This window comes from Flavobacterium luminosum (assembly GCF_023635005.1).
Taxonomy (GTDB): Bacteria; Bacteroidota; Bacteroidia; order Flavobacteriales; family Flavobacteriaceae; genus Flavobacterium; species Flavobacterium luminosum.
This window is the reverse complement of the sequence record NZ_JAMLJM010000001.1, coordinates 489,519-513,446: the sequence shown is the minus strand read 5'-3', so window position 1 is coordinate 513,446 and position 23,928 is coordinate 489,519. Positions and strand designations below refer to the sequence as shown.

Annotated in this window: 25 protein-coding genes and 2 tRNA genes; 13 read left to right on the top strand and 14 right to left on the bottom strand. The window is 35.3% G+C overall.

From position 1 onward, the window contains the following. Nucleotides 1-77 precede the first annotated feature (77 nt). The 3 genes from NAT50_RS02400 to NAT50_RS02390 all read left to right on the top strand — a co-directional run bounded on the left by NAT50_RS02400 (nucleotide 78) and on the right by NAT50_RS02390 (nucleotide 4,418). A complete protein-coding gene (locus tag NAT50_RS02400) occupies nucleotides 78-1,292 on the top strand; it encodes a TCR/Tet family MFS transporter (protein WP_250591105.1) in 1,215 nt (404 codons plus the stop codon). Between the two features lie 41 nt (nucleotides 1,293-1,333). After that, nucleotides 1,334-2,086 (top strand): UDP-2,3-diacylglucosamine diphosphatase, encoded by a 753-nt coding sequence (locus NAT50_RS02395; RefSeq protein WP_250591103.1) that lies wholly within the window; start codon nucleotides 1,334-1,336, stop codon nucleotides 2,084-2,086. A 211-nt stretch (nucleotides 2,087-2,297) separates the two neighbouring features. Continuing rightward, nucleotides 2,298-4,418: a TonB-dependent receptor gene (locus NAT50_RS02390; protein WP_250591101.1), complete on the top strand. Its 2,121-nt coding sequence runs from the start codon at nucleotides 2,298-2,300 to the stop codon at nucleotides 4,416-4,418. Nucleotides 4,419-4,704: 286 nt separating this feature from the next. On the opposite strand, the gene NAT50_RS02385 is transcribed toward NAT50_RS02390, so the two are convergent. After that, nucleotides 4,705-5,127, bottom strand: coding sequence for a Rieske (2Fe-2S) protein (locus NAT50_RS02385; RefSeq protein WP_250591099.1), 423 nt, complete (start codon nucleotides 5,125-5,127; stop codon nucleotides 4,705-4,707). 159 nt (nucleotides 5,128-5,286) lie between these two features. Here NAT50_RS02385 and greA point away from each other — a divergent pair, with 159 nt between their 5' ends. Continuing rightward, entirely contained in the window at nucleotides 5,287-5,763 is a 477-nt protein-coding gene (gene greA, locus NAT50_RS02380; RefSeq protein ID WP_250591097.1) for a transcription elongation factor GreA, read from the top strand. A gap of 12 nt (nucleotides 5,764-5,775) precedes the next feature. Further along, a complete protein-coding gene (locus NAT50_RS02375; RefSeq protein ID WP_250591095.1) occupies nucleotides 5,776-6,165 on the top strand; it encodes an HIT family protein in 390 nt (129 codons plus the stop codon). Between the two features lie 49 nt (nucleotides 6,166-6,214). Here the strand turns inward: NAT50_RS02375 and NAT50_RS02370 are convergent, their stop codons facing one another. Both NAT50_RS02370 and NAT50_RS02365 read right to left on the bottom strand, forming a co-directional pair. Beyond that, the gene (locus tag NAT50_RS02370; RefSeq protein ID WP_250591093.1) at nucleotides 6,215-6,565 is read right to left on the bottom strand and encodes a hypothetical protein; all 351 of its coding nucleotides are present in this window, start codon (nucleotides 6,563-6,565) and stop codon (nucleotides 6,215-6,217) included. Between the two features lie 57 nt (nucleotides 6,566-6,622). Next, nucleotides 6,623-7,597: a polyprenyl synthetase family protein gene (locus tag NAT50_RS02365; protein WP_250591091.1), complete on the bottom strand. Its 975-nt coding sequence runs from the start codon at nucleotides 7,595-7,597 to the stop codon at nucleotides 6,623-6,625. Nucleotides 7,598-7,743: 146 nt separating this feature from the next. Between NAT50_RS02365 and NAT50_RS02360 the strand changes: the two genes are divergently transcribed. Genes NAT50_RS02360 through NAT50_RS02340 form a run of 5 tightly spaced genes read left to right on the top strand, consistent with a single transcriptional unit; the run spans nucleotide 7,744 to nucleotide 14,483 of the window. Beyond that, on the top strand, nucleotides 7,744-8,265 hold the full coding sequence (locus tag NAT50_RS02360) for a YceI family protein (protein ID WP_250591089.1): 522 nt from the start codon (nucleotides 7,744-7,746) through the stop codon (nucleotides 8,263-8,265). A 22-nt stretch (nucleotides 8,266-8,287) separates the two neighbouring features. Beyond that, nucleotides 8,288-8,884 carry a TetR/AcrR family transcriptional regulator gene (locus NAT50_RS02355; RefSeq protein ID WP_250591087.1) on the top strand — a complete coding sequence of 199 codons (597 nt, stop codon included), beginning with the start codon at nucleotides 8,288-8,290 and terminating at the stop codon, nucleotides 8,882-8,884. A gap of 4 nt (nucleotides 8,885-8,888) precedes the next feature. Further along, nucleotides 8,889-10,223, top strand: a complete 1,335-nt coding sequence (locus NAT50_RS02350; RefSeq protein ID WP_250591085.1) for a TolC family protein — start codon at nucleotides 8,889-8,891, stop codon at nucleotides 10,221-10,223. A 7-nt stretch (nucleotides 10,224-10,230) separates the two neighbouring features. After that, nucleotides 10,231-11,295: an efflux RND transporter periplasmic adaptor subunit gene (locus NAT50_RS02345; RefSeq protein WP_250591083.1), complete on the top strand. Its 1,065-nt coding sequence runs from the start codon at nucleotides 10,231-10,233 to the stop codon at nucleotides 11,293-11,295. A 14-nt stretch (nucleotides 11,296-11,309) separates the two neighbouring features. Further along, nucleotides 11,310-14,483, top strand: coding sequence for an efflux RND transporter permease subunit (locus tag NAT50_RS02340; protein WP_250591081.1), 3,174 nt, complete (start codon nucleotides 11,310-11,312; stop codon nucleotides 14,481-14,483). Nucleotides 14,484-14,537: 54 nt separating this feature from the next. Here NAT50_RS02340 and NAT50_RS02335 read toward each other — a convergent pair whose 3' ends face one another. The 5 genes from NAT50_RS02335 to NAT50_RS02315 all read right to left on the bottom strand — a co-directional run bounded on the left by NAT50_RS02335 (nucleotide 14,538) and on the right by NAT50_RS02315 (nucleotide 17,234). After that, the gene (locus NAT50_RS02335; RefSeq protein WP_250591079.1) at nucleotides 14,538-15,173 is read right to left on the bottom strand and encodes a dienelactone hydrolase family protein; all 636 of its coding nucleotides are present in this window, start codon (nucleotides 15,171-15,173) and stop codon (nucleotides 14,538-14,540) included. A 4-nt stretch (nucleotides 15,174-15,177) separates the two neighbouring features. After that, complete coding sequence (locus NAT50_RS02330) at nucleotides 15,178-15,810, bottom strand: phosphoribosyltransferase (RefSeq protein ID WP_250591077.1); 633 nt, start codon at nucleotides 15,808-15,810, stop codon at nucleotides 15,178-15,180. Between the two features lie 129 nt (nucleotides 15,811-15,939). Beyond that, complete coding sequence (locus NAT50_RS02325) at nucleotides 15,940-16,890, bottom strand: DUF3078 domain-containing protein (protein ID WP_250591075.1); 951 nt, start codon at nucleotides 16,888-16,890, stop codon at nucleotides 15,940-15,942. Between the two features lie 84 nt (nucleotides 16,891-16,974). Beyond that, a tRNA-Ala gene (locus NAT50_RS02320) sits at nucleotides 16,975-17,048 on the bottom strand. A 112-nt stretch (nucleotides 17,049-17,160) separates the two neighbouring features. Further along, nucleotides 17,161-17,234, bottom strand: a tRNA-Ala gene (locus tag NAT50_RS02315). 63 nt (nucleotides 17,235-17,297) lie between these two features. On the opposite strand from NAT50_RS02315, the gene NAT50_RS02310 reads away from it, so the two are divergent. Continuing rightward, entirely contained in the window at nucleotides 17,298-17,624 is a 327-nt protein-coding gene (locus NAT50_RS02310) for a 2Fe-2S iron-sulfur cluster-binding family protein (protein ID WP_250591073.1), read from the top strand. Nucleotides 17,625-17,724: 100 nt separating this feature from the next. On the opposite strand, the gene NAT50_RS02305 is transcribed toward NAT50_RS02310, so the two are convergent. The 6 genes from NAT50_RS02305 to NAT50_RS02280 form a co-directional block, all read right to left on the bottom strand. Beyond that, nucleotides 17,725-18,510, bottom strand: coding sequence for a DUF3050 domain-containing protein (locus NAT50_RS02305; RefSeq protein ID WP_250591071.1), 786 nt, complete (start codon nucleotides 18,508-18,510; stop codon nucleotides 17,725-17,727). 116 nt (nucleotides 18,511-18,626) lie between these two features. After that, entirely contained in the window at nucleotides 18,627-19,127 is a 501-nt protein-coding gene (locus NAT50_RS02300; RefSeq protein ID WP_250591069.1) for a DinB family protein, read from the bottom strand. Nucleotides 19,128-19,208: 81 nt separating this feature from the next. Next, nucleotides 19,209-20,387 carry an acyl-CoA dehydrogenase family protein gene (locus tag NAT50_RS02295; protein ID WP_250591067.1) on the bottom strand — a complete coding sequence of 393 codons (1,179 nt, stop codon included), beginning with the start codon at nucleotides 20,385-20,387 and terminating at the stop codon, nucleotides 19,209-19,211. A gap of 251 nt (nucleotides 20,388-20,638) precedes the next feature. Further along, a complete protein-coding gene (locus NAT50_RS02290; RefSeq protein ID WP_250591065.1) occupies nucleotides 20,639-21,355 on the bottom strand; it encodes a tRNA1(Val) (adenine(37)-N6)-methyltransferase in 717 nt (238 codons plus the stop codon). A gap of 54 nt (nucleotides 21,356-21,409) precedes the next feature. Beyond that, nucleotides 21,410-21,937: a ribosome maturation factor RimM gene (gene rimM / locus NAT50_RS02285; RefSeq protein ID WP_250591063.1), complete on the bottom strand. Its 528-nt coding sequence runs from the start codon at nucleotides 21,935-21,937 to the stop codon at nucleotides 21,410-21,412. Between the two features lie 15 nt (nucleotides 21,938-21,952). Further along, entirely contained in the window at nucleotides 21,953-22,489 is a 537-nt protein-coding gene (locus NAT50_RS02280; protein ID WP_250591061.1) for a 30S ribosomal protein S16, read from the bottom strand. Between the two features lie 168 nt (nucleotides 22,490-22,657). On the opposite strand from NAT50_RS02280, the gene NAT50_RS02275 reads away from it, so the two are divergent. Beyond that, complete coding sequence (locus NAT50_RS02275) at nucleotides 22,658-23,344, top strand: DUF6252 family protein (protein ID WP_250591060.1); 687 nt, start codon at nucleotides 22,658-22,660, stop codon at nucleotides 23,342-23,344. A 138-nt stretch (nucleotides 23,345-23,482) separates the two neighbouring features. Then, a complete protein-coding gene (locus NAT50_RS02270) occupies nucleotides 23,483-23,833 on the top strand; it encodes an RNA recognition motif domain-containing protein (RefSeq protein WP_250591058.1) in 351 nt (116 codons plus the stop codon). The last annotated feature ends 95 nt before the right edge of the window (nucleotides 23,834-23,928 follow it).

Here is a 23,928-nt window from a genome sequence, read left to right as displayed (position 1 = left end):
ACTTCAACAAGTTTTTTTGACAAAATAAGAAATCCCATTTTCAACTGAATTTGGGATTTTTTCGTTTATTTGTATCTATGAAACAAAACGAAAAACAAGCTGCCATTGGATTTATTTTTATCACTTTGCTGATAGATGTTATAGGACTCGGAATTATTATACCGGTTGTTCCCAAACTAATTCAGGAATTGATTCATGGAGATGTTAGCGAAGCGGCAAAATATGGAGGTTGGCTTACTTTTGCTTATGCGATTACGCAATTTGTTTGTGCGCCTTTGGTGGGAAACCTGAGTGATAAATTTGGAAGAAGGCCTGTTTTGTTACTATCCCTTTTAGGCTTTAGTTTAGATTACTTGTTGTTGGCTTTTGCTCCAACAATCACTTGGCTTTTTGTAGGTAGAATTATAGCTGGGATTACCGGAGCTAGTATTACCACAGCATCGGCCTATATTGCCGATATAAGTACCGCCGAAAATAGAGCTAAAAACTTCGGAATGATTGGAGCGGCATTTGGTGTGGGATTTATCGTTGGACCGGTTATCGGAGGGATTTTAGGACAATACGGCGCTCGAATTCCTTTTTATGCGGCAGCGGTATTGTGTTTTTTCAATTTCTTATACGGATATTTTATCCTTCCAGAGTCATTGTCTGCCAGTAATCGAAGAGCCTTCGATATTAAACGCGCCAATCCGATAGGTTCATTTATCGGATTGAAAAAATATCCTAAACTTATTGGTTTAGTCGTTGCGGTGTTTATCTTACATACTGCTTCTCATGCTGTTCAGAGCAATTGGAGCTATTTTACCATGTATCAGTTTAAATGGGATGAAAAAACAGTGGGAATCTCTTTAGGGATTATTGGATTGTTGGTCGCTATTGTGCAAGGTGGATTAATTCGATGGATTAATCCAAAGTTAGGAAACGTAAAAAGTATTTATGCAGGTATGGCATTTTATACCTTAGGCATGTTTCTTTTTGGTTTTGCGTCGCAAAGTTGGATGATGTTTGTCTTTTTAATCCCCTATTGTCTAGGTGGAATAGCAGGTCCAGCGTTGCAAGCCGTGATAGCTTCGCAAGTACAACCAAATGAACAAGGAGAAATTCAAGGTACGTTGACCAGTTTAATGAGTGCTTCTGCTATTATAGGCCCGCCAATGATGGCAAGTGTGTTCTATTATTTTACTCATAATGAAGCTCCTTTTAAATTTGCTGGAGCGCCGTTTATTTTAGGAGGGATAGGCATGTTGTTAAGTACAATAATAGCTTATGCTGCACTGAAAAAACATCATTAACAAGTCTTCGTTAGAAATCATATCTTTGTAAAAAATCTAAAATGACTTTAACAGCCAATAAAAAAATATATTTCGCCAGCGATCAACATTTAGGCGCACCTACTGCCGAAGCTAGCTTTCCGCGTGAAAAAAAATTTGTAGCCTGGTTAGATGAGGTAAAACAAGATGCCGAAGCTATTTTTTTATTAGGCGATTTATTCGATTTTTGGTTTGAATACAAAACAGTGGTACCCAAAGGATTTGTGCGTGTCCTTGGTAAATTAGCCGAAATTAGAGATAGTGGAATTCCCGTGTATTTTTTTGTAGGTAATCACGATTTATGGATGAATGATTATTTTGAAAAAGAACTAAATATACCGGTGTACCATTCAGCTAAAGAATTTCAATTCAATGGGAAAGAGTTTTTAATTGGTCATGGTGACGGATTAGGACCTGGAGATATTGGCTATAAACGAATGAAAAAAGTTTTTACCAATCCTTTTTCCAAATGGTTGTTCCGATGGTTGCATCCGGATTTGGGTGTGTCTTTGGCACAATATCTTTCCGTAAAAAACAAACTAATTTCCGGAGAGGCTGATGTACACTTTTTAGGGGAAGAAAATGAATGGTTAATTCAGTATGCCAAACGTAAATTAGAAACCAAACATTACGATTACTTTGTTTTTGGGCACCGCCATTTGCCTCTGGAAATTCAATTAGATGAGTCTTCACGTTATATAAATCTGGGCGATTGGATTGGTTATTTTACCTACGGAGTATTTGATGGTACAACTTTCGAATTGAAAAAATACTAAAACCTTTTGTCATTCTAAAATAAGCCTTACTTTTGCACCGTCTCAAAGGGGTGCTCTAAATTACGAGCTGAGATTATACCCAACGAACCTAGAACAGGTAATGCTGTTTAGGGAAAGGCTATTCGGATTTCATAATTCCGTTTGGCGAGAAAATCAATATTAATTTTTTAAAAAAGGAATAATTGCCCCTTTTATTCGTTTCCATTTACGAATGAAAACTTTATTCAAAACAATCTTCGCAGTTAGTGTACTGCAAACATCTTTGGCGGTAGCTCAGGAAAGAGTGCCAAAAGATTCTGTTCCAACCAAATCTTTAGAGGAAGTTATTGTAAAGGCAACGCGAGCCGATGAAAAAACACCTGTTACATTTACGAATTTTTCTAAAAAAGATTTTTCTAAACAAAATTTAGGTCAGGATATCCCGGTTTTAATGAATTATCTGCCTTCGGTGGTTACTACTACAGATGCCGGTAATGGAATTGGTTATACAGGACTTAGAGTTCGCGGTAGTGATGCTACACGTGTAAATGTAACCATCAACGGAATACCGTATAACGATTCGGAAAGTCATGGAACTTACTGGGTGAATATGCCTGATTTTGCTTCTTCAACGGAAAGTATTCAGTTGCAACGCGGAGTGGGAACTTCTACCAACGGAGCAGGAGCTTTTGGAGCTAGTTTGAATTTATTGACCGATAGAACTTCTGAAAAGGCTTCGGGAGAAATTTCAAATTCAATGGGAAGCTTCAACACGTTCAAACACACCGTAAAATTCAGCTCAGGTTTATTAAACAAAGGCTTCGAATTATCAGGCCGTTTGTCAAAAATCAAATCGGATGGATATATTGATAGAGCTTTTACAAGGCTGAGTTCGTATTTTTTGCAAGGAACCTACATTGGTAAAACCACTAGACTAAAAGCGTTGGTTTTTGGAGGAAAAGAAAATACCTACCAAGCTTGGAATGGTATTGATGGGGCCACTTTAAATTCCAATCCTCAATTTAACTGGTCCGGTTATTATGTTGACGAAAATGGGAAAGAACGTTTTTATGATAATGAGACGGATAATTATCAACAAGATCATGCACAATTGCATTGGAATGAAAAATTTTCGGATGTTTTGTACTTAAATCTAGCGTTGCATTACACCAAGGGTAAAGGATATTACGAAAACTACAAAGAAGACGCTGTTTTTGAAGATTATGGTATGACGGCTCCTCAAGGTCTATCTACTACCGATTTAATCCGTCAAAAATGGTTGAATAATGATTTTTACGGTACAACGTTTTCCTTGAATTATAAAAATGACAAAACAGATGCGGTTTTTGGAGGTGCTTTAAATAAGTATGACGGAACGCACTTTGGTAAAGTAATTTGGGCGAGAAACGCCTCAACCAGCGAGCTAGGCGATCAATATTATAACGATTACGGAATTAAAACAGATGCTAATGCTTTTTTAAAAGTGACACATACGCTTTGGGATAAATTGAATTTGTATGGAGATATTCAATTAAGAAATGTGGAATATAAAGCAAATGGAGTACAAGCTAATTTAATTAATGATAGCTTCAATTTTTTTAATCCTAAGGCTGGTTTGACATATTCTATAAAATCGAATAGCAATATTTATTTTTCTTACGCCAAAGCGCATCGCGAACCGAACCGAACGGATTATGAAAACGGAAATCCTCGTCCTGAAAAGTTGGATGATTTTGAATTAGGATGGCGTTTAAGTTCTGAAAGGGTAAAGCTTAATATCAACAGTTACTATATGTTGTATAAAGATCAGTTGGTGCTTACGGGAGAATTAGATGATGTTGGATCGCCTATTCGTAAAAATAGCGGAAAAAGTTATCGTTTAGGATTGGAAGCCGATGCGAAAATTATGCTTTCCAAAAAGTTCCTATTGGCTCCTAACGTGAGTATCAGTGAAAATAGAAATAAAGATTTTTACAACGATGCCTCTGGGACACCAGTGTCGTTGGGTAATACAAAAATTGCGTATTCGCCTCAATTCATTGTGGGTAATATTTTTACTTATATGCCAATTAAAAATGTATCTGTTAGTCTGCTTTCAAAATTTGTAGGTAAGCAATATTTGAACAACCTAGACGACAAAAAAGCATATTTGCCAGATTATTTTATTAACGATTTCCATTTTAATTGGGATTTTCCGGTGAAGAAAGCTTTGAAAGAAATTAGTTTAAGCGTAGTTTGCAATAATATTTTGGATAGAAAGTATGTTTCTAATGGATATGATTATTACGGAACAAATTATTATTATCCACAAGCGGGTGCCAATTTTTTGGCAGGAATTAGCTTGAAATTTTAATTTTTAACTCAAGAGATTATTAGATTTTCAATTGTAAAAAACGTTTAAAGTAAAGATTTTACAGTTATATCTAATAATCTCTTTTTTTACTATTACTCAAATCCTGAACAGAAGCAAATTTGCTGTAAAAAGCAAAATTTGCTTTGACTATGACAGATTTCAAATTCGAACTAAGTGAGAACAAGAGAAATGATTGTTAAAACGATTCAGGACACATGTTCGCTACATTTCACTAGGAAAAAACACTCGAATTAATTATCAATGCTGTTTAAAAGAGAAGGTTTGTTTAATTGTAAACCCTTATAATATCTCCCATGATCTCGGTGCGGTAAAATCGCAAAGGATATTGTGCTCCATTGATACTTCCTCCGGTATAAAGACTGTATTCGTAATCTTCGCAAGAACAAACCACATTAATACCGTTAATAGTCATTTGAGAACAAGAACTAGGATAATGATTTGGGCAGCTAAGTTCAAAAGCGTTATAAGCACCTTCACCAACTTTCATTACAACGATGCCTTTTATCCCTACGCCAGGATCAGTGATAATTACAGGATTACTCACGAATTTCAAGGAGTTGTAAGAAGGTAAATTAGTATTAATGTCTTTAGAGAAATTTATATTTTGCAAATAAGGATTATTACTTGTGTTTCCGTCAGGGCTACAAGCAAAAAGTAAAAGGGTTACGAGAGTTAGAATCTTCTTCATTTAATTTTTTTAAAAGATATTGATAACAAATTTAATTTAATTACATTTGTACAACGCACAATAGAAGAAATAAATTACAAACTGAATAAAAAATAGTACCTTTGTACAAAGAAATCCCGTCGCGATGGGATTTTTTCTATTTATATAAATAATGAAGTTATGAGTACAGTATCTTATTATACGGCAGCAGGTTTAAAGAAATTAAAAGAAGAATTAGATCAACTAAAAAATATAGAACGCCCTAAAGCTTCTCAGGCAATTGCTGAAGCGAGAGATAAAGGTGATTTGTCAGAAAACGCAGAATACGACGCAGCCAAGGAAGCGCAAGGTCTTTTAGAAATGAAAATTGCTAAAATGGAAGAGTTGTATGCCAATGCACGTTTGATTGATGAATCGCAATTGGATACTTCCAAAGTATTGGTTCTATCTCATGTTAAGATTAAAAACCAAGCCAATGGTATGGAATTGTCTTATCAGTTAGTGGCTGAGAGCGAAGCGGATTTGAAAAAGAACAAAATTTCGGTAACCTCACCGATTGGAAAAGGTTTATTGGGTAAATCTGTGGGTGAAGTTGCCGAAATTCAAGTGCCAAATGGTATTTTGAAATTTGAAATTTTAGAAATCACTCGAGACTAAACGTTTATTATTATGGCTTCTATTTTTACTAAAATTGTAAACGGAGAGATTCCTTGTTACAAAATTGCTGAAGATGAAAATTTCTTGGCTTTTTTAGATGTGAATCCCAATGTAAAAGGGCATACCCTTTGTATTCCAAAAAAAGAAATTGATAAAATTTTTGATATAGAAGACGAGTTGTATCTGGGTTTAATGGCTTTTTCTAAAAAGATAGCCATAGCTTTAGAAAAAACCGTTCCTTGCAAAAGAATTGGTATGACCGTGATAGGTTTAGAAGTGCCACATGCCCACGTGCACTTAATCCCTTTGAATATGATGGATGATGCTCGTTTTCAAAATAAAGTAAAATTAACACCAGAAGAGTTTCAGGATTTAGCTAAAGCAATCGCTAAAAATCTATAATAAAAAATCCCGCAATTTGCGGGATTTTTTATTATTTAAGATGGGTATATTAATAACGGTTTCGGAACCAAACTTTTTGCCATTCTCTTTTCAAAATCAGGAAAGTAACTTGTTCTGTAAGCGCAACGAGATCAGAACCATCTAGTTTTTTTACCTGTTCTTCAGATACATCGATGATGTATAGTAAATTGAGATATTCTGCAAACTTGAACTGAATCAACTTATAAATTTTCTCATGCAACTGCATTTTTAATTCAATAGGAGTCAGCTTAGTTGAAAAATCAAGACTTTCATTGGCGTACGTAAAATCCTTGTTCAGTTGTTCAATAAGTTTTATGTACAATTCTTCTTTCTGAGCTTCAGAGAGTAATAAATCGGTATTTTTTGGCGCTATGTACATATCTGTAAACTTATTATAACATCTTAAGAATGAAAGTTTTTGATCATAATGTTTTGCTTATACCTTTCGCTCCATTAAATTTTCGCCAAAGGCCTTCAACATTACTTTTTTACTGTCCTCAATATCCATTTTTTCTAAAGTTTTAAAGGCTTTCAAAGTATATTCTTTAATGGCTTGTCGTGTCGCTTCGCTAGCGCCGGTCGTATTAAAAATTTCTTTTACAGAGGCAATCTTATCCGTATTGTCAGTCGGTTGGATGGAGAATAAATGTAAAAGTTGTTCTTTTATTTCTGGTTGGGCAAAAGCTAAGGCTTTTAAGTAAAGATAGGTTTTTTTATTTTCAATTATATCGCCTCCTACTTGTTTTCCAAAAGTTTCTGGATCACCAAAAGCATCTAGATAGTCGTCTTGTAGCTGAAAAGCAATTCCTAAATTTAATCCAAAATCATAAATAAGATTTGCATTATCAATAGAAGTCCCGGCCACGATAGCGCCCATTTTCATGGCAGCACCAACAAGAACAGCAGTCTTGTATTCAATCATTTTCAAATATTCCGGAATGGTTACATCATCGCGGGTTTCAAAATCTACATCATATTGTTGGCCTTCACAAACCTCTAAGGCTGTTTGGCTAAATAATTTTGCCAAATCTCTGAAAATCGAAGGTTCGTATTGTTCAAAATATTGATAAGCCAAGATTAGCATGGCATCTCCGGATAAAATACCCGTATTGATATCCCATTTTTCATGAACAGTTTCGTGGCCACGACGCAATGGCGCATCATCCATTATGTCGTCGTGAATTAGCGAAAAGTTGTGAAAAACTTCTATGGCAGTAGCTGCTGCTAGGGCATTTTTACAGTCTACATCGAATATTTCGGTTGCCATTAAGGTTAAAACAGGACGCATTCTTTTTCCGCCCAAGGATAAAATATAGCGTATGGGTTCGTATAAATTAACAGGTTGTTTGTCAATAGCTAACGAAGAAAAATGGTCCGAAATAATCTCTTGATAATATGAAATAGGGTGCATGGTGTATTTTTTTGCTAAAATACTCGAAATCTCAGACACCTACAATTAAAAATAGAAATGTTAATTTTATGTAAATACAGCGGAAACTTTTTTTGTTTCTAAAGTTTCCTTATTACCTTTGCTCCTCAAATTTAGAATCAGAAAAGATGACTGCAAATAATTTGTGGGTTAATGAAGGACAATCGAATGTTTTAATTAAAGTCAGACGTTCCATGAATAAATATCTGAAAACCAGAATCAGATATTCCAAAGGAACCATGTCTATTTCAAATAATCAATTGGAAGACATGTCGGTAGAGTTTGTCTTAGAAGTGATTTCAAACGGGAATTATGCTTTTTTTTCGAAGAATGAAGTAGACTCAGTGATCAGTTTTACCTCGATCGCGTTTCAGAAAGTAAGTCCAACCATAAACTTTATTAAAGGGTATTTGACCATTAACGGTATCACCAAAATAGTAGAATTAGAAGTTTCTGTGATTTACCAAAACGATTCTGAAATCCTGCCTCAAGCGGTTTTAGAAATATCCGGAGATATTAACAAAAAAGATTTTGGTTGGTCTTCTAATGAATTTACACGACTAAAAGGTTTTCCGTTGGAAAAAAATATCAAGCTTAGGGCAAATTTAGAGTTCGATAATTTTGTTGACGCTAAGGAATCTGCAAACTGAGAACAATAGAAAAAGAAATAATATGAAAGATAAGATTATATCAAAAGCAAATGATATGTTTTTAAAACTGGGTTTTAAAAGCGTAACGATGGATGATATAGCATGCGAAATGTGTATTTCTAAAAAAACCATTTACAAGTACTTCAGCAATAAAGAAGCGTTAATTGAAGAAGGAACGGAAGCGATTAAAAATCAGATTCAGAATGCGATTAACGACATTGTGGCTAAAAATTATAATGCCATTAGAGAAAATTTTGAAATACGTAAAACTTTCAAAAACATGTTTCAGTCGGTAGATCAATCTCCCGCTTTTCAGTTAAAGAAACATTATCCGGAGATTTATGCAAAAATAACGGAGGATGAGTTTATTGAATGTAGAAAGCTTTTTACTCAAAATGTTATCAAAGGAATGGCAGAAGGCCTGTATCGATCGGCGATTGACGTAGAAGCGGTGGTACAGTTTTTCTATACTTTGATGTTTTCCATCAATGAAAATACACTAATGGAAAAAGAAGCCAATATTTTAGAGTTAAAAGCATTGGAATACCATACCAGAGCCATTGCTACAGCTAAAGGAATAGAAGAATTAGAGAAAAATTTAAACACTAACAATAATTAAGTCAATGAGAAATAAAATCGTAATAGCTTTTGTTTTTTTAACCGGTCTTATTCAGGCGCAGGTGAAAGAACTAACATTAAAAGAAGCCTTGCAGTTTGCGCTCGAAAATAAATCGGATGCCAAGAAAGCAAAGCTTCAGGTAGAGAACAGTAACCACCAAATTGCAGAGGTTAGAGCACAAGCATTACCGCAAGTCAATTTAACAGGAGGATTAACGTACAATCCTATTTTGCAGGAAAGTGCTTTGCCTGGAGAAATTTTCGGTCAGCCGGGAACAATTATTTTAGTTCCTTTTGGTCAAAAATGGAATAGTACGGCAGTGGCTTCATTGACTCAGAATTTATTCAATCAATCTGTTTTTACAGGTTTGCAAGCGGCTAAAACAACACGCGAATTTTACGCCATAAATCAGCAATTAACCGAGGAACAGCTTATTGAAAAAGTTTCGTCAAGTTATTATCAGGTATATGTTTATCAACAAAAGCTTAAAATAGCAGAAAACAATTTAGAATCTACTAAAAAAGTCAGAGACATTATCAAAGGACAATATGAGAATGGTTTGGCAAAAAAAATAGATTATGACCGCATGTCTGTCAAAGTGAGTAATCTGGAAGCCGCCAAACAACAATTAACTAATGCGGTACAGTTACAGGAAAACACATTGAAGTTTTTTATTGGAATGGCTATAGATCAACCTATTAAATTACCTGAAAATACGATTTCTGTAACAGCAGAGGCTTTTACAGACAAAGTAGAAACAAGCAATAGAACAGAATTAGCGTTGTTAAAAAAACAAGAACAGTTGTTAACTTACCAGAAAAAATCATATTTGGCGGAATATTATCCAACGTTGTCATTGAGTGCAAATTACGGATACCAAGGTTTAGGAAAAGAAATGCCTTGGTTTGCAAAACCAGCTGACGGAGTGTATTGGACTGATTTTTCTTCGGTAGGATTAAATTTGAAAATGCCTTTGTTTAACGGTTTTTCAACCCGTTCTAAAGTACGTCAGGCAAATATCAATCTTCAGAAAATTCAGGAAGATATAAAAGATACAGAATTGGCATTGAATTATGGTTTCGAAAATGCGAAAACCCAAATGAATAATAGCATTATCAATATCAATACCCAAGAACAAAATGTGAAGTTAGCTCAACAGGTTTTAGATAATACTAAAAATAACTATATCAATGGCTTGGCTTCATTAACCGAGTTGCTGGATGCCGAAAATTCTTTAACAGAATCACAAAATAATTATACTTCAGCACAATTAGAATACAAATTGGCTGAGATACAAATCATAAAATCAAAAGGCGAATTAAAAAATTTATTAAAATAATTTACAGATGAAAAAGACAATATATATCATAATTGGGGTAGCATTGGTGGCAGGAACCGTAGTTACTTTAATAAATAATAAAAAGAAAAATGCTGAAGATACGGCTATTGTGGCGGAACAAAATGCTAGTGTATCGGTACGTGTGGCTACGGCAGCAACTAGCGCTATTGATGCAGATTTTGTAGCAAATGGTAATTTTGCTCCTAGCCAAGAGTTAAATTTTGCTGCGGAAAGATCAGGAAAAGTGATCAGTGTTTTGGTTAAAGAAGGAGATTATGTAGCCAAAGGACAAACGCTAGCGATCATTAGAGGAGATATTATTGGGGTAGAAGCACAAACAGCTAATGCCAATTATCAAAACGCTTTGAACGATTACAATCGTTTCGAGAGTGCTTATAAAACAGGCGGTGTGACCAAACAACAATTAGATCAGGCTCGAATAAATATGGTTAATGCAAAATCGAGATTAACTCAAGCGAACATTAATCTAAGTGATACTAAAGTAAAAGCACCTTTTAGCGGAATCATCAATAAAAAATATATTGAGGTAGGAACGATTTTAAGTGCAATGCCGCCAACACAAATGTTTGAAATTGTTAACTTAAGTGCTTTAAAATTAAAAGTTTCGGTAAGCGAGAATCAAATAGCGCAATTAAAAATTGGTTCTCCGGTAAAAGTAAAAGCAAGTGTTTTTCCAGATAAAGAATATTCAGGAAAAGTAGTGTTTATTGCTGCTAAAGCGGATGCTTCGCTTAATTTTCCTATTGAAATAGCAGTAACCAATAATCCTAACAATGAAATTAAAGCCGGAATGTACGGAACAGCAACGTTTGGGAGTAGTACTAAGCAACCACAATTGTTAAATATTCCTAGAAATGCTTTTGTGGGAAGTGTAAGCAGTAATCAGGTTTTTGTAGTTGAAAACGGAGTGGCAGTATTGAAAAAAATTGTGGCCGGAAGAGTTTTCGGTGACAAAGTTGAAATCTTGGATGGTCTAAAAGAAGGTGATGTTGTTGTAACCAGTGGTCAGATTAACTTAACTGATAATACTAAAGTTACCATTGTAAAATAATTAAGGAATAACACATGAAAATAGTAGACTTATCCATAAAAAGACCTTCCCTGGTAATAGTGTTGTTCACAATACTCTTGCTCGGAGGTTTATACAGCTACAAACAGTTAAGTTATGAGCTGGTACCAAAATTTGAAATCAACGTAGTAACTGTTTCTACGATATATCCGGGAGCTTCGCCAAGTGAAGTAGAAAACACGGTAACCAAAAAATTGGAAGATGCGGTTTCTACCATGGAGAATATTAAGAAGTTGGAATCTAAATCATACGAAAGTCTCTCGGTGGTTATGATTACACTGACCGCTGATGCAGATGCCGATTATGCCCTTAATGATGCTCAGCGAAAAATTAATGCGGTTTTAAAAGACCTTCCGGATGATGTAGATCCACCATCATTGAGTAAATTCTCCTTGAGCGATTTACCAATCATGACCATTGGTGCTACAGCGAGTATGGATGAAATTGAGTTCTATGACTTACTGGATAAAAAAATACAACCGGTAATTTCCCGTGTTCAGGGTGTAGCTCAGGTAAATCTCGTTGGGGGACAAGAAAGAGAAATCAAAGTAAGTTTGGATGCTAACAAATTGCAAGGTTTCGGATTGTCTGTGCCTCAAGTACAACAAGCCATTTTGACTTCTAACTTAGATTTTCCTACGGGTAACATTAAAACTAGAGAAAATAGTACACAAATTCGTCTTTCTGGAAAATATAAATCGGTTGAAGAATTAAGAAATTTAGTAATTTCTTCTAATCAGGGAGTTCAGATCCGTTTGGGAGATATAGCCGACGTACAAGACGCTCAAAAAGATGTTGCTAAAATCTCTAGAATTAACCAAAAGAGTTCAATTCTTCTTCAAATTATTAAGCAATCGGATGCTAATGCTGTAGAAGTAAGTAAAAAAGTAAATGCAGCCATTGCCAAAATAGAAAAAGATTATGCAAAATCGAATCTGAAACTGAAGGTAGCCAACGATAGTAGTTTGTTTACTTTAACGGCCGCTGATAATGTAATGCACGATTTGTTCATTGCCATATTTTTGGTAGCTTTTGTAATGTTGTTTTTCTTACATAGCTTGAGAAATGCGGTAATTGTAATGGTTTCTATCCCTGCATCGTTAATTGCAACGTTTATCGGAATCTCATTAATGGGATATACACTAAACTTGATGAGTTTGTTAGGACTTTCTCTAGTGGTAGGTATTTTAGTGGATGACGCCATCGTAGTGTTGGAAAACATTCACCGCCACATGGAAATGGGTAAAAATAAAGTACGTGCGGCGTATGATGGTGCTGCAGAAATTGGTTTTACTGTAACGGCTATTACTTTGGTAATTGTGGTGGTATTCTTGCCAATTGCGATGAGTACTGGTTTGGTTTCGAATATTATAACCCAATTCTGTGTTACGGTAATTATTGCGACAATGTTGTCTTTACTGGCTTCGTTTACCATTGTGCCTTGGTTGTTTTCTCGTTACGGAAAATTAGAACATTTGAATAAAGAGTCTTTTTTCGGTAAAATCATTTTTGGTTTCGAAAATTATTTGGAGCAATTTACACACAAAGTAACAGACATCTTAAAATGGGCGTTACACCATAAGAAAACAACTTTATTGATTATGGTAGTGGCTTTCTTCGGATCGGTGTTTGGTTTATTAGGAGGTGGATTTATCGGAGGGGAATTCTTCGCCAAAACTGATAAAGGGGAATTTTTGGTTCAAATTGAAATGCCGAAAGATGTATCGGTAGAGCAGACAAATTTCATGACTCAAAAAGCAGAACAGTTTTTGAGAAGTAAAAAAGAAGTGGTCGATATGATTACTACTGTTGGTCAGACCAGTGAAGGAATGGGAGCGACGCAATCTACAGCCTATAAAGCAGAAATTTTGGTGTCTTTGGTAGAGAAAGCGAAACGCGATGACGATTCATTTATTTATGCTGCTAAAATTAAACGCGAATTAGAAAAAGTTTTGGTAGGTGCCAAAGTGAAAACGGTTCCTATGGGATTAATGGGGGCCGACAAAGCACCAATTGCCTTAACAGTTACGGGACCTAATTTTGAAGATGTAACTATTTTTGCTCAAAAAGCAGCTCAAGAACTGAAAAAAATACCGGGTTCTTCAGAAGTAAAATTAACCTCAGAAGCGGGTAATCCGGAAATTAAAGTTCAAGTGGATCGAGATAAGATGGCCGCTCTTGGATTAAACTTGCAAACGGTTGGGTTAACAATGCAAACCGCTTTTAACGGTAACACCGATGGAAAGTTCAGAGCCGGCGAATACGAATACGACATTAACATTCGTTTTAATGAATACGATCGTTCTAATGTGAAAGATGTTAATGAATTGATTTTTGTAAATAACAAAGGACAACAAATTAAATTATCTCAGTTTGCCGATGTAATAGAAAGTTCAGGGCCGAGTATGTTGGAGCGAAGAGATAAGAGTACTGCAGTAACCATTGAAGCTCAAACGGTTGGTCGACCTTCGGGTACCATTGCAACGGAGTGGGAAGCAGTATTTTCAAAAATGGAACGTCCTACTGGAGTTAACTATGTTTGGGGTGGTGATATGGAAAACCAGACAGAAGGTTTTGGTACCTTGGGTGTAGCCTTGTTAGCAGCTATTATTTTGGTATACTTGGTAATGGTGGCACTTTATGATGATTTCATTACGCCTTTTGTAGTGTTGTTTTCAATTCCTTTGTCTTTCATTGGAGCACTTTTTGCCTTAGCATTAACCAATAACTCTTTAAATATTTTTACAATCTTAGGGATTATTATGTTGATTGGATTGGTTTGTAAAAATGCAATTTTATTGGTCGATTTTGCGAATCATAGAAAAGATGAAGGAGAAACTACTTTTAACGCTTTAATTCAGGCGAATCACGCTCGTTTACGACCAATTTTGATGACCACTATTGCAATGGTTATTGGTATGATTCCTATTGCATTGGCTAAAGGTGCCGCTGCTGAGATGAACAATGGTTTAGCTTGGGTAATTATCGGAGGATTAGTTTCTTCGTTATTCTTAACGTTAGTAGTTGTACCTGTGGTGTATGCAATTTTTGATAGCTTAAAAAGACGTTTTGGAAAAGGAGAAAAAGTAAATTATGCAGAATTAATGACTGCAGATTACAATCATAACGAATTAAGTGAAGATGGTTTTACACCTAAACACGAGTTGTAATTATAAGTTTTAATTAGTTAAAAAAACCGTTGCAGTAAAATGTAACGGTTTTTTTTATTGTATCAGATAGCGTTCGTACCAAGAAATGGCCAAATTGGCTACTTCTTCCATTTTTCCGGGTTCTTCAAAAAGATGACTGGCTTCAGGAACAATTTCAATTTGTTTGATTCCGTTTAATTTATCATAAGCCACTTCATTCAATTCGATTACTTCATGATCCCAACCTCCAACAATGAACAGGGTAGGTGTCGTAACGGTAGATAGTACATTCATAGCCAGATCAGGACGACCACCCCGACAGACAATAGCGCGGATGGTTTGCCCAAAATAAGCGGCGGCACCTAAGGCTGAAGCGGCTCCGGTACTGGCTCCAAAATAGCCAATAGGAATATTACGACCGAATTCTTGAGTCTGCACCCATTGGGTTGTTTCAATCAAACGTTGTGTTAATAATGGTATATCAAACCGATTTTCTTGTTCCAGATCTTCTTTTTCTGTTAACAAATCGAATAATAATGTCCCAATGTTTCGGATTTGAATTAATTCAGCAACATATTGATTTCTTGGACTCAAACGACTGCTACCACTTCCGTGTGAAAAAATTACGATTCCGTAGGCGTTTTTGGGTATCATTAATTCTCCTTTTAGGGTAACGGATGTTAAAGGGATATTTATTTTGTGCTGTTTCATAAGTTTAGTTTGAAGGAGTATTGTTTAACATTCTGATGACTTCATCATCTTCTACTGGATTAAATTCTTCATAAAATTCTCCAACAGCATTAAAATCTTCGGGAGCTAGTAAATAAACAAATACATCGGATTCCTTTTCAAAAAGAGAAATCTTGTTATAAGGAACTACCGGAACGGCTACAATAATCTGGGCAGGTTTGCTTTTTCGTAACATACGAATACTCACCAAGACTGTGTTTCCGGTAGCAATGCCGTCGTCGACCAGAATTACATTCTTATTGGTTACATCAATAGGGTTTTGGTGCCCCATATATTGTTTTTGTTTTTCTCTTAATTTTTTTCGAAGACTAATAATTTCATTTTCAATATATTCCGGTGGGATCTCGGTATGGTTTTCAGTGATTACGGTATCTAAAGAGACGGACCCAATTGCATATTCTTTATTGTTGGGATGACCAATTTTTTTTGAGAGTACAATGCTCAAGGGAAGTTGTAATTCTTTGGCAATGATATGTCCTACAGGGACACCTCCTCTAGGTATCGCTAATACCACAGCATTGGTGTTTTTATATTCTGATAATTGTTTAGAGAGTAATAAACCTGCTTCCGTTCTATTTTTAAACCTGTTGTCTTTCATAACTCTATTGGTTAAGGAATAACACGTATAAAGTTGCTGAAAATCAGATTATTAATTTGAATTTTTGGTTTAAAAAGTGATAACGTGTGACAAATAGTTAAATTTGATTTGCGTAAAAGTATAGATCAATCAGAAAACGTATTCTAAGCCTACTCCAAGAATTTGTTTTAGCTGAACTTTTGGTCCTAAAGTTACTTGTTCACCATTTATTTCTTCTTTGGCTTTGATGTCGTCATCATAAATCAGATGAGTCCCAACATTGGCTTTTACGTATTTGTTCACGACCAAATCCAGTTGCATTTGCCAGTTCACATCAATATTGCCAAATTTGTTGAGGTAATCGGAATATAAACTCAATCGATTTTCCAAAACCATGTTTTTAAAGACTTCATCTTTGTGTTGACCTGAGACTAAGACACCTAATTCCGTTCTGGTTTTATGTCCTTTACGTGTTAAATTTCCAAATTCATCATATATAGCTTTGGTCACACCGTAAGCTCCTTCATTGGCGAGTCTTTGATTGAGAACAAAAGTGGTTTTTTGAGTTAAAGGAGAAAGGTAAAAATTGAATTTGTTTTTTTTATCGATATATTCTGTACCAATCCCTAGGAAAAGATAGGCCGGAGCAAAAAATTGAGAAATTGCTTTTTCTGTATTGGGGTAGGCATATCCGTCAGTAAATTGTGTGTTAAAATTCAGTTTGGCTGAGTAAAACCATTTCGAGATAGTATCCGTTCTGTAACCAAAAGTGGAGTTGTATTGTAAAACATCATCTGTTTTACGAATCTCTAAACCATCTTGTTTGTTCACACCATAGCGAACAATCAATTCGTTATTCCATTTTAGGTGTTCGTATTTGTAAGAACGGGTAAAAACACCTTTTAATAATCCAGATATAGAATTGTTTCCTCCGGCATTCCAATTCATAAAAGCTGTTTCGCTGATGTCAAAACCAATTTTGTGTTTCTTTTCCCAGTTGGAAGTAGAGTCAGGAAGTTTAGTGACAATTTTCTCTTGAGCAAATGAAAATTGAATTAAAAAAAGTAAAGTTATGACTGAAAAAGTTACTTTCAAATTCATGGCAACAAAGATTTGAGTATTAAAAAAAACGCCTCTAAAAAGATGAGGCGTTTTTTTACTTGGTTTTTGGTTTTGGTTAATTTGTGGAGAATATCGGAGTCGAACCGATGACCTCCTGCGTGCAAGGCAGGCGCTCTAGCCAGCTGAGCTAATCCCCCAGAACGAACCCAAATGTACTGTTTTATTTAAAAAAAATCAATACTACAACATTAATTAACAAATCAGTCAAAATATGTTAGGAACACTCAAAATGTTGTAAATGGCTTTCAGTGGAGAATACCGGATTCGAACCGGTCGCCTCTACGCTGCCAGCGTAGCGCTCTAGCCAAATGAGCTAATCCCCCAAAAAGATTGTCAAATATACTCTTTTTATTGAATAATTGATATTTTTGTTTAAAAAAATAAAAATGGACATCACTATAAAAATAACGGATAGAGAAGGGGTAATACATGAAGTACAAGCCCCTACAGATATGAATATGAATATTATGGAATTGGTTCGAGCCTACGAATTAGCTCCTGAAGGAACTATTGGTATCTGTGGTGGTATGGCAATGTGTGCTTCTTGTCAGTGTTATGTGTTAAATGATGTACCGCTACCCGATAAAAATCCTGACGAAGAAGCCATGCTTTGGGAGGCTTTTAATGTTAAGGAAAACAGTCGTTTAGGTTGTCAGATCCATATTACGGAAGAAATAGACGGTTTGGAAATTGAATTAGCTCCGGAAAGTTAATGGTACCTCAATTCACACATTATATTTTAGATGGATTAATTTGGAAGAAGAAAAAAATATAACAGTATTCTTCTTCCAAATTCTATAAGCTAATATTTGTTTAAGCTAATGAAAGTTCTTTTTTGTGGATTGTTTCCTCAATAGCATTCCATAAACCAATTCTTTTGTCCAAAGCTTCAATGGCTACTTGTTCTGTCTCGCTCCATTTTTGAGGGTCATTTCCGCACAATTCCGTAATCATTTGCATTGCCATTGGACCGTGTTCGTCGGCATCTAATTCAATGTGTCGCTCGAAATAGTAAATTAGTTTTGATAAATCAGTTTCAGGAAAATTGATTTTAAAATTTCTCAAAATCTCCGTGAACATATTCGGAATCAAATCCTCACGACCAAAAGTAAAAGCAGCTGCTATTTTGTGTGCTTTTCCTTCTTCAATAATTCGGAAAGTATAGTCCAAAAAGCCCTTGATATTAGGGTGTAACTGACTAGTTTTTATAGAGACAAAGATGTTTTTTGTAGTCATTACATCTTCTAAAAAAGTTTCTACTTCTTGGGTATTGGCTCCACAGGCTTTCATCGCATCGAGATACATTTCAAAATGACTTTGTCTTTTTCCATCAATAGTCAAATCGGATTCTTCTGCCAAAACGATTTCGTTGATCAAATAACGTATTGCTGTATTTTTCGTAGCAAACCATGGAGTCGTGGTACAAGTCAATTTTTGTTGTAATGCTTTGAGTAATGACATAAAATCCCATACGGCATAAACATGGCTTTCTAAGAAACAATGTAAATCTTCAATAGACTTTATTTGTCCATATAAGGGATGAGTGTGCAGAATATCCTTGTGATTTTGGATATTAGCTTGGATGGTTTGAATCGTCATGATAAATATTTTTGGGATACCTAAAGATACAAAAAAGTATTTAAGGATTATTTTGGGACAAAAATAAAAAAGCTTTCTGAGTACCGGAAAGCTTTTATGATTGTATTTACTATTGTTTATGCGGTTTGCTCGTCTGCTGAGGGACCGTACATTCCAGGAACTTTGGCTCCAAGAGCTCTAAGATATGCCGACAGTTGTCCGCGATGATGAATCAGATGGTTCATTACAAAGGATCTGTAAACAGCCGATTTAGGCATGGTAAAATAAATAGCAGATCCGTTTCTCAAGGTCCATTCTTCGTTAAGGGTTTCATTGCTGACTTCCTTGAGCAATTGTGTGGCTTCGTTTACATTGCTGTCGAAAAAAGACAATAACTCTGATACTTTTTTAAAGTCTTTAGGAACATAGTTAGCAGTACTAAAATCCAATTCCGAATGTAAAAAAGCTGCTGGAATCCATGTGGGAATTTCGGCAATGTGATTAGCTAGTGCCCCTAGGCTCATTGCTTTTTCATTAGACTTATAATCAAAATGTTCTTCTGGAATTGCGTCTAATATTTTTCTAGTTGTAGCCATTTCGTGTAGAAATTCCGGCATAAAAAAATCACCTAGTCTCATAATGTTATACTGTTTATTAAGTAATTTAAAGTTACGAAAAATCACAAAAAAAAGAGCTCGATGGAGAGCTCTTTGTTATTTTTATTTGAATGCAGGAAAACCAGTCACATCCATACCTGTAATTAGTAAATGAATGTCGTGAGTTCCTTCGTAGGTGATCACGGATTCTAAATTCATCATGTGGCGCATAATCGAATATTCGCCGGTAATTCCCATACCGCCTAACATTTGACGCGCTTCACGGGCAATGTTTATAGCCATCTCCACATTGTTGCGTTTTGCCATTGAAATTTGAGCAGTCGTAGCTCTTCCTTCATTACGTAAAACTCCTAAACGCCAGGTTAGTAGTTGTGCTTTAGTGATTTCTGTAATCATTTCAGCTAATTTTTTTTGTTGCAATTGCGTAGCGCCAATTGGTTTGTCAAATTGAATACGTTCTTTCGAATAACGTAAAGCAGTGTCGTAACAATCCATAGCTGCACCAATTGCACCCCAAGCGATTCCGTAACGAGCCGAATCTAAGCATCCTAGTGGTGCTCCTAATCCTGATTTTCCTGGCAATAAGTTTTCCCTAGGAACTTTTACGTTATCAAAAATTAACTCTCCGGTAGCCGAAGCCCTTAAAGACCACTTATTATGTGTTTCCGGAGTAGAGAAACCTTCCATACCTCTTTCCACGATTAAACCATGTATGCGTCCTTCTTCGTTTTTAGCCCAAACTACTGCAATTTGTGCAAAAGGTGCATTGGAGATCCACATTTTGGCACCATTTAATAGATAATGGTCTCCCATATCTTTAAAGTTAGTAACCATTCCTCCCGGATTAGAACCGTGATCAGGTTCTGTTAGACCGAAACATCCCATCCATTCTCCGGTTGCTAGTTTCGGTAAATATTTTTGTCTTTGCTCTTCGGTTCCGTATTTCCAGATAGGATACATTACCAATGATGATTGTACGGATGAGGTTGAACGTACTCCAGAATCACCGCGTTCAATTTCTTGCATGATTAATCCGTATGAAATTTGGTCTAATCCAGCACCACCATATTCTACTGGAATATAAGGCCCAAAACCACCAATTTCCCCCAAACCTTTTATGATTTGTTTTGGAAACTCAGCTCTTTGAGCATAGTCTTCAATAATTGGAGAAACTTCTTTTTTTACCCAAGCTCGCGCAGCATCACGAACTAATTTATGTTCTTCTGTCAGTAAGTCGTCTAATAAATAATAATCAGGAGATTGAAATAAATCTGGTTTCATCTGTTTGATTTTTTATGGTTTATAATTGGTCAGATGAAATTAGTATATGTTCTTTTATACTCATTCCATTTTTTGTTTTGTGACGCAAAAGTAAATAAAGATTTTTAACAATTCAATGAACGATTGTTATAATTTGATCTTTAGGGTTTTTTTGGGTCTTGGTTTACGTGATTTGTAATGTTTTTGTTGGTAAAATAACCTGGAAGAAGAAGTAATTAATGATTGAAAAACTTTTGAATTGTTTTTTGTAATTACATTTTTAGATAAAATTCTTTGGTTAATTCAATATATTCAGGCGTATATTGATGACGTGAAATTTCGATAACCAATTCATCGGTTAAAGGGGTTTGCTCGATTCTGGTGAAAGCCAGTAAACTTCTTTTTATTTCTGTAGTAGATGTTCCTTTTACTCGAGTTATTTTTAAAGGAAATAGTTCGCGTTCTTGGCAAAGGTTGATTATTTTTTCTTCTTCTTTAAAAGGAACAATTAAGGAAAATATTCCGTTATCAGATAAAAATAAATCGGCGGCTTCTACTAATTCATCAAAAGGTAATGAATCTTCAAAGCGTGCATTATTACGTTGTGTATCTCCCGATTTGTAATCGTCAGTATAAAAAGGAGGGTTGGAAACAATTAAATCAAATACTTCCTCTACTTCTTCAACGAATTCGTCTAACCCGGCATGATAGCAGTACAAACGATCGTTCCACGGAGAATTTTCAAAGTTTTCGGTAGCTTGTTCGTAAGCATTACCATCAATTTCGATGGCGTCAATTTGTTCTGCTTGTGAGCGTTGTGCTAGCATCAAAGCAATTAATCCGGTTCCGGTTCCTATGTCAAGTATGTTGTAAGGATTATTGATTAATGGAGTCCAAGCGCCTAATAAAACACCATCGGTTCCAACTTTCATAGCGCAACGGTCTTGCTTTATATTGAATTGTTTGAATTGAAAAGTGTTGTTTGGCATTTTAAATTTCAGATTTTGAAATTTATAAGAGTGATTAAAATGGAGTCTAAAAGTTTATTTTAGATACAAATCTACCAATCCGACAGGAGTGTTTAGATAGATTGTTTGCTTTTCACGATTGACTTCAACAATAAAATCATCAATCATTGGGATTAAAATCTCCACACCGTTATTTTCAATTTCAAAAAGAGGTTGTGCAGCACTGTCGTTAATAGAAACAATCTTACCAATATTCCCTAAACGGTCATCTACTACGTCAAAACCAATAACTTCGTGAAAATAAAATTTGTTGCCTTCAAGTTTGGGTAACATCGATAAAGGAAGGTAAACTTCACAACCAATGAGTTTGTCGGCTTCTTCTTCGGTGTCTACGTCTTCAAATCGAACTTTAAGGAAATCGCCTTTGTGTAGTTGGGATTTTTCAATAAAAAATGGAACCAGATTTTTGTTGAATTCAACAAAAACTGATTCCAAATCTTCATACATTTCGGGTTCGTCCGTATCTAAATAGATAAGAACTTCGCCTTTGAAACTAAATTTTTTAGCGATTTTACCTAAATAAAAACATTCGTCTTTACGCATAATCGCCAGTTATAATTAAGCTTCTGTTTCGTTGTTGTTTTCTTCAACAGCTGGAGCTTCCTCTTCAGTAGCAACTTCTTCAGTAGCAACTTCAGCTTTTGCTGCCTCAGCTTGAGCAGCAATACGTTTTTCGTTTGCTTCTTTTTCAGCTTTTAACGCTTTAGCTTTAGCATCAGCTTCTGCTTTGCTTAAACCTTCTTTTTTAGCATTAACTTTTCCAGCCTTCTCTTCTAACCAAGCATTAAATTTAGCTTCTGCTTGTTCCGGAGTTAAAGCACCTTTACGTACACCGCCTTCTAAGTGGTGTTTTAATAAAGCACCTTTGTAAGATAGGATAGCTCTTGCAGTGTCAGTTGGCTGAGCACCATTAAATAACCAAGTTACTGCTTTGTCAACATTTAAGTCGATAGTTGCAGGGTTAGTGTTTGGATTGTAAGTTCCGATTTTTTCTAAGAATTTACCATCTCTTTTTGCGCGAGCATCTGCCGCTACGATCCAGTAAAAAGGTTTTCCTTTTTTACCGTGTCTTTGTAATCTAATTTTTACTGACATAATCTTATTGATTAATTTGAGGTACTCGACCTCGGTTAATTGAGGGTGCAAATATAGTTAAAAATACGATAGATTTTACATTTTGTCGTAACCCGATAAAATATTTTCAATAAATTACATTTTGAATAGGTAAAAAGTTATTTTTGTATCTTATCAATTAATGAATAAATGAAAAAAATCAGTATCATATTGTTTTTGGCGATTAGCTTATTTTCTTGCCAAAATGAAGTAGAATTCAACGACCCTGCTTTTCAGGCGAGTTTAAATAATGAAATTTGGAAAGCGAACATAAAGTCAGCAAAAATTACCAATGGGGCGCTTGTTTTGGAAGGAACGTCTATTCATTACAATTTAGCATTGCGAACAAATTCTGCTTCTGCTGGAAAATATTTATTAGGAACTACTAATCAAGCAAATATGGCTATTGTGGCTCCGGTAAATGCTAGTTTAGGCTTGCAATACACAACGGGGATTAATCCAGGAGCTGTTTATGGGATTGTGATTCAAAATGCCGGAAGCGGCTACATTACTTCTGGCGCTTTGTCTGTATCAGGAGGTTCGGGTTCAGGTTTAAAGGTGAACATTGAAGCAAATAGCAGAGGATCCGTGACAAAAATTGTAGTCAATTCTCCTGGATCAGGTTATTTACCGGGCGATGTGCTTACCATTACTGCGGGAAATAATAATGCTAAAATTTTAGTTCAAACGGTACAAAATAGTAACGGAGAGGTGGTTATTACTAAAAATACTGGAACTACTATATCAGGTACTTTTAAGTTCACGGCTTTCGACGCAAATACCGGTGCAGTAGTATCTTGTAAGGAAGGTGTTTTTTATAATTTACCGTTGCAATAAATTAGTTCTCGAATAATATTCTTAAACCATTCTGTATCAGAATGGTTTTTTTGTTTTCATGAAATTGGAAATAAATCATTTTAATAGCTTGATTGTCATTTTAATAGTCTATCTTTACACAAATTATAAAATTTATATATGAATATTTTTGTAGGGAGTTTGCCTTTTTCTATTGATGAGGCAGACTTAAGAGACTCTTTCGGAGTGTATGGTACTGTAGCATCGGTAAAATTAATTACAGATAAATTTACAGGAAGAAGTAAAGGTTTCGGATTCGTAGAAATGCCTAGCGATGAAGAAGCTTTAAAAGCAATCCAAGAGTTAAATGGCGCTACGGTAGAAGGTCGTACGATTGTAGTTAATAAATCGGAACCAAAACCGGAAGGCGAAAGAAGAAGTTTCAATAACAACCGTTCAGGTGGTAGTTATGGAAACAACCGCGGTGGTGGAAACTATGGCGGAGGTAACAATAGAGGAGGAAGATACTAGACCTATTTTTATATTGTACTGGAAAACCATTCGTGAAAACGAGTGGTTTTTTTGTTTCTGTTGATAAGAATTTTTGATTTCTACACTTCTAAAAC

Bases quoted from the DNA above. Each gene is read 5' to 3' on its own strand.
- NAT50_RS02400 (WP_250591105.1), top strand. From the start codon at position 78: ATGAAACAAAACGAAAAACAAGCTGCCATTGGATTTATTTTTATCACT.
- NAT50_RS02395 (WP_250591103.1), top strand. From the start codon at position 1,334: ATGACTTTAACAGCCAATAAAAAAATATATTTCGCCAGCGATCAACAT.
- NAT50_RS02390 (WP_250591101.1), top strand. From the start codon at position 2,298: ATGAAAACTTTATTCAAAACAATCTTCGCAGTTAGTGTACTGCAAACA.
- NAT50_RS02385 (WP_250591099.1), bottom strand. From the start codon at position 5,127: ATGAAGAAGATTCTAACTCTCGTAACCCTTTTACTTTTTGCTTGTAGC.
- greA (WP_250591097.1), top strand. From the start codon at position 5,287: ATGAGTACAGTATCTTATTATACGGCAGCAGGTTTAAAGAAATTAAAA.
- NAT50_RS02375 (WP_250591095.1), top strand. From the start codon at position 5,776: ATGGCTTCTATTTTTACTAAAATTGTAAACGGAGAGATTCCTTGTTAC.
- NAT50_RS02370 (WP_250591093.1), bottom strand. From the start codon at position 6,565: ATGTACATAGCGCCAAAAAATACCGATTTATTACTCTCTGAAGCTCAG.
- NAT50_RS02365 (WP_250591091.1), bottom strand. From the start codon at position 7,597: ATGCACCCTATTTCATATTATCAAGAGATTATTTCGGACCATTTTTCT.
- NAT50_RS02360 (WP_250591089.1), top strand. From the start codon at position 7,744: ATGACTGCAAATAATTTGTGGGTTAATGAAGGACAATCGAATGTTTTA.
- NAT50_RS02355 (WP_250591087.1), top strand. From the start codon at position 8,288: ATGAAAGATAAGATTATATCAAAAGCAAATGATATGTTTTTAAAACTG.
- NAT50_RS02350 (WP_250591085.1), top strand. From the start codon at position 8,889: ATGAGAAATAAAATCGTAATAGCTTTTGTTTTTTTAACCGGTCTTATT.
- NAT50_RS02345 (WP_250591083.1), top strand. From the start codon at position 10,231: ATGAAAAAGACAATATATATCATAATTGGGGTAGCATTGGTGGCAGGA.
- NAT50_RS02340 (WP_250591081.1), top strand. From the start codon at position 11,310: ATGAAAATAGTAGACTTATCCATAAAAAGACCTTCCCTGGTAATAGTG.
- NAT50_RS02335 (WP_250591079.1), bottom strand. From the start codon at position 15,173: ATGAAACAGCACAAAATAAATATCCCTTTAACATCCGTTACCCTAAAA.
- NAT50_RS02330 (WP_250591077.1), bottom strand. From the start codon at position 15,810: ATGAAAGACAACAGGTTTAAAAATAGAACGGAAGCAGGTTTATTACTC.
- NAT50_RS02325 (WP_250591075.1), bottom strand. From the start codon at position 16,890: ATGAATTTGAAAGTAACTTTTTCAGTCATAACTTTACTTTTTTTAATT.
- NAT50_RS02310 (WP_250591073.1), top strand. From the start codon at position 17,298: ATGGACATCACTATAAAAATAACGGATAGAGAAGGGGTAATACATGAA.
- NAT50_RS02305 (WP_250591071.1), bottom strand. From the start codon at position 18,510: ATGACGATTCAAACCATCCAAGCTAATATCCAAAATCACAAGGATATT.
- NAT50_RS02300 (WP_250591069.1), bottom strand. From the start codon at position 19,127: ATGAGACTAGGTGATTTTTTTATGCCGGAATTTCTACACGAAATGGCT.
- NAT50_RS02295 (WP_250591067.1), bottom strand. From the start codon at position 20,387: ATGAAACCAGATTTATTTCAATCTCCTGATTATTATTTATTAGACGAC.
- NAT50_RS02290 (WP_250591065.1), bottom strand. From the start codon at position 21,355: ATGCCAAACAACACTTTTCAATTCAAACAATTCAATATAAAGCAAGAC.
- rimM (WP_250591063.1), bottom strand. From the start codon at position 21,937: ATGCGTAAAGACGAATGTTTTTATTTAGGTAAAATCGCTAAAAAATTT.
- NAT50_RS02280 (WP_250591061.1), bottom strand. From the start codon at position 22,489: ATGTCAGTAAAAATTAGATTACAAAGACACGGTAAAAAAGGAAAACCT.
- NAT50_RS02275 (WP_250591060.1), top strand. From the start codon at position 22,658: ATGAAAAAAATCAGTATCATATTGTTTTTGGCGATTAGCTTATTTTCT.
- NAT50_RS02270 (WP_250591058.1), top strand. From the start codon at position 23,483: ATGAATATTTTTGTAGGGAGTTTGCCTTTTTCTATTGATGAGGCAGAC.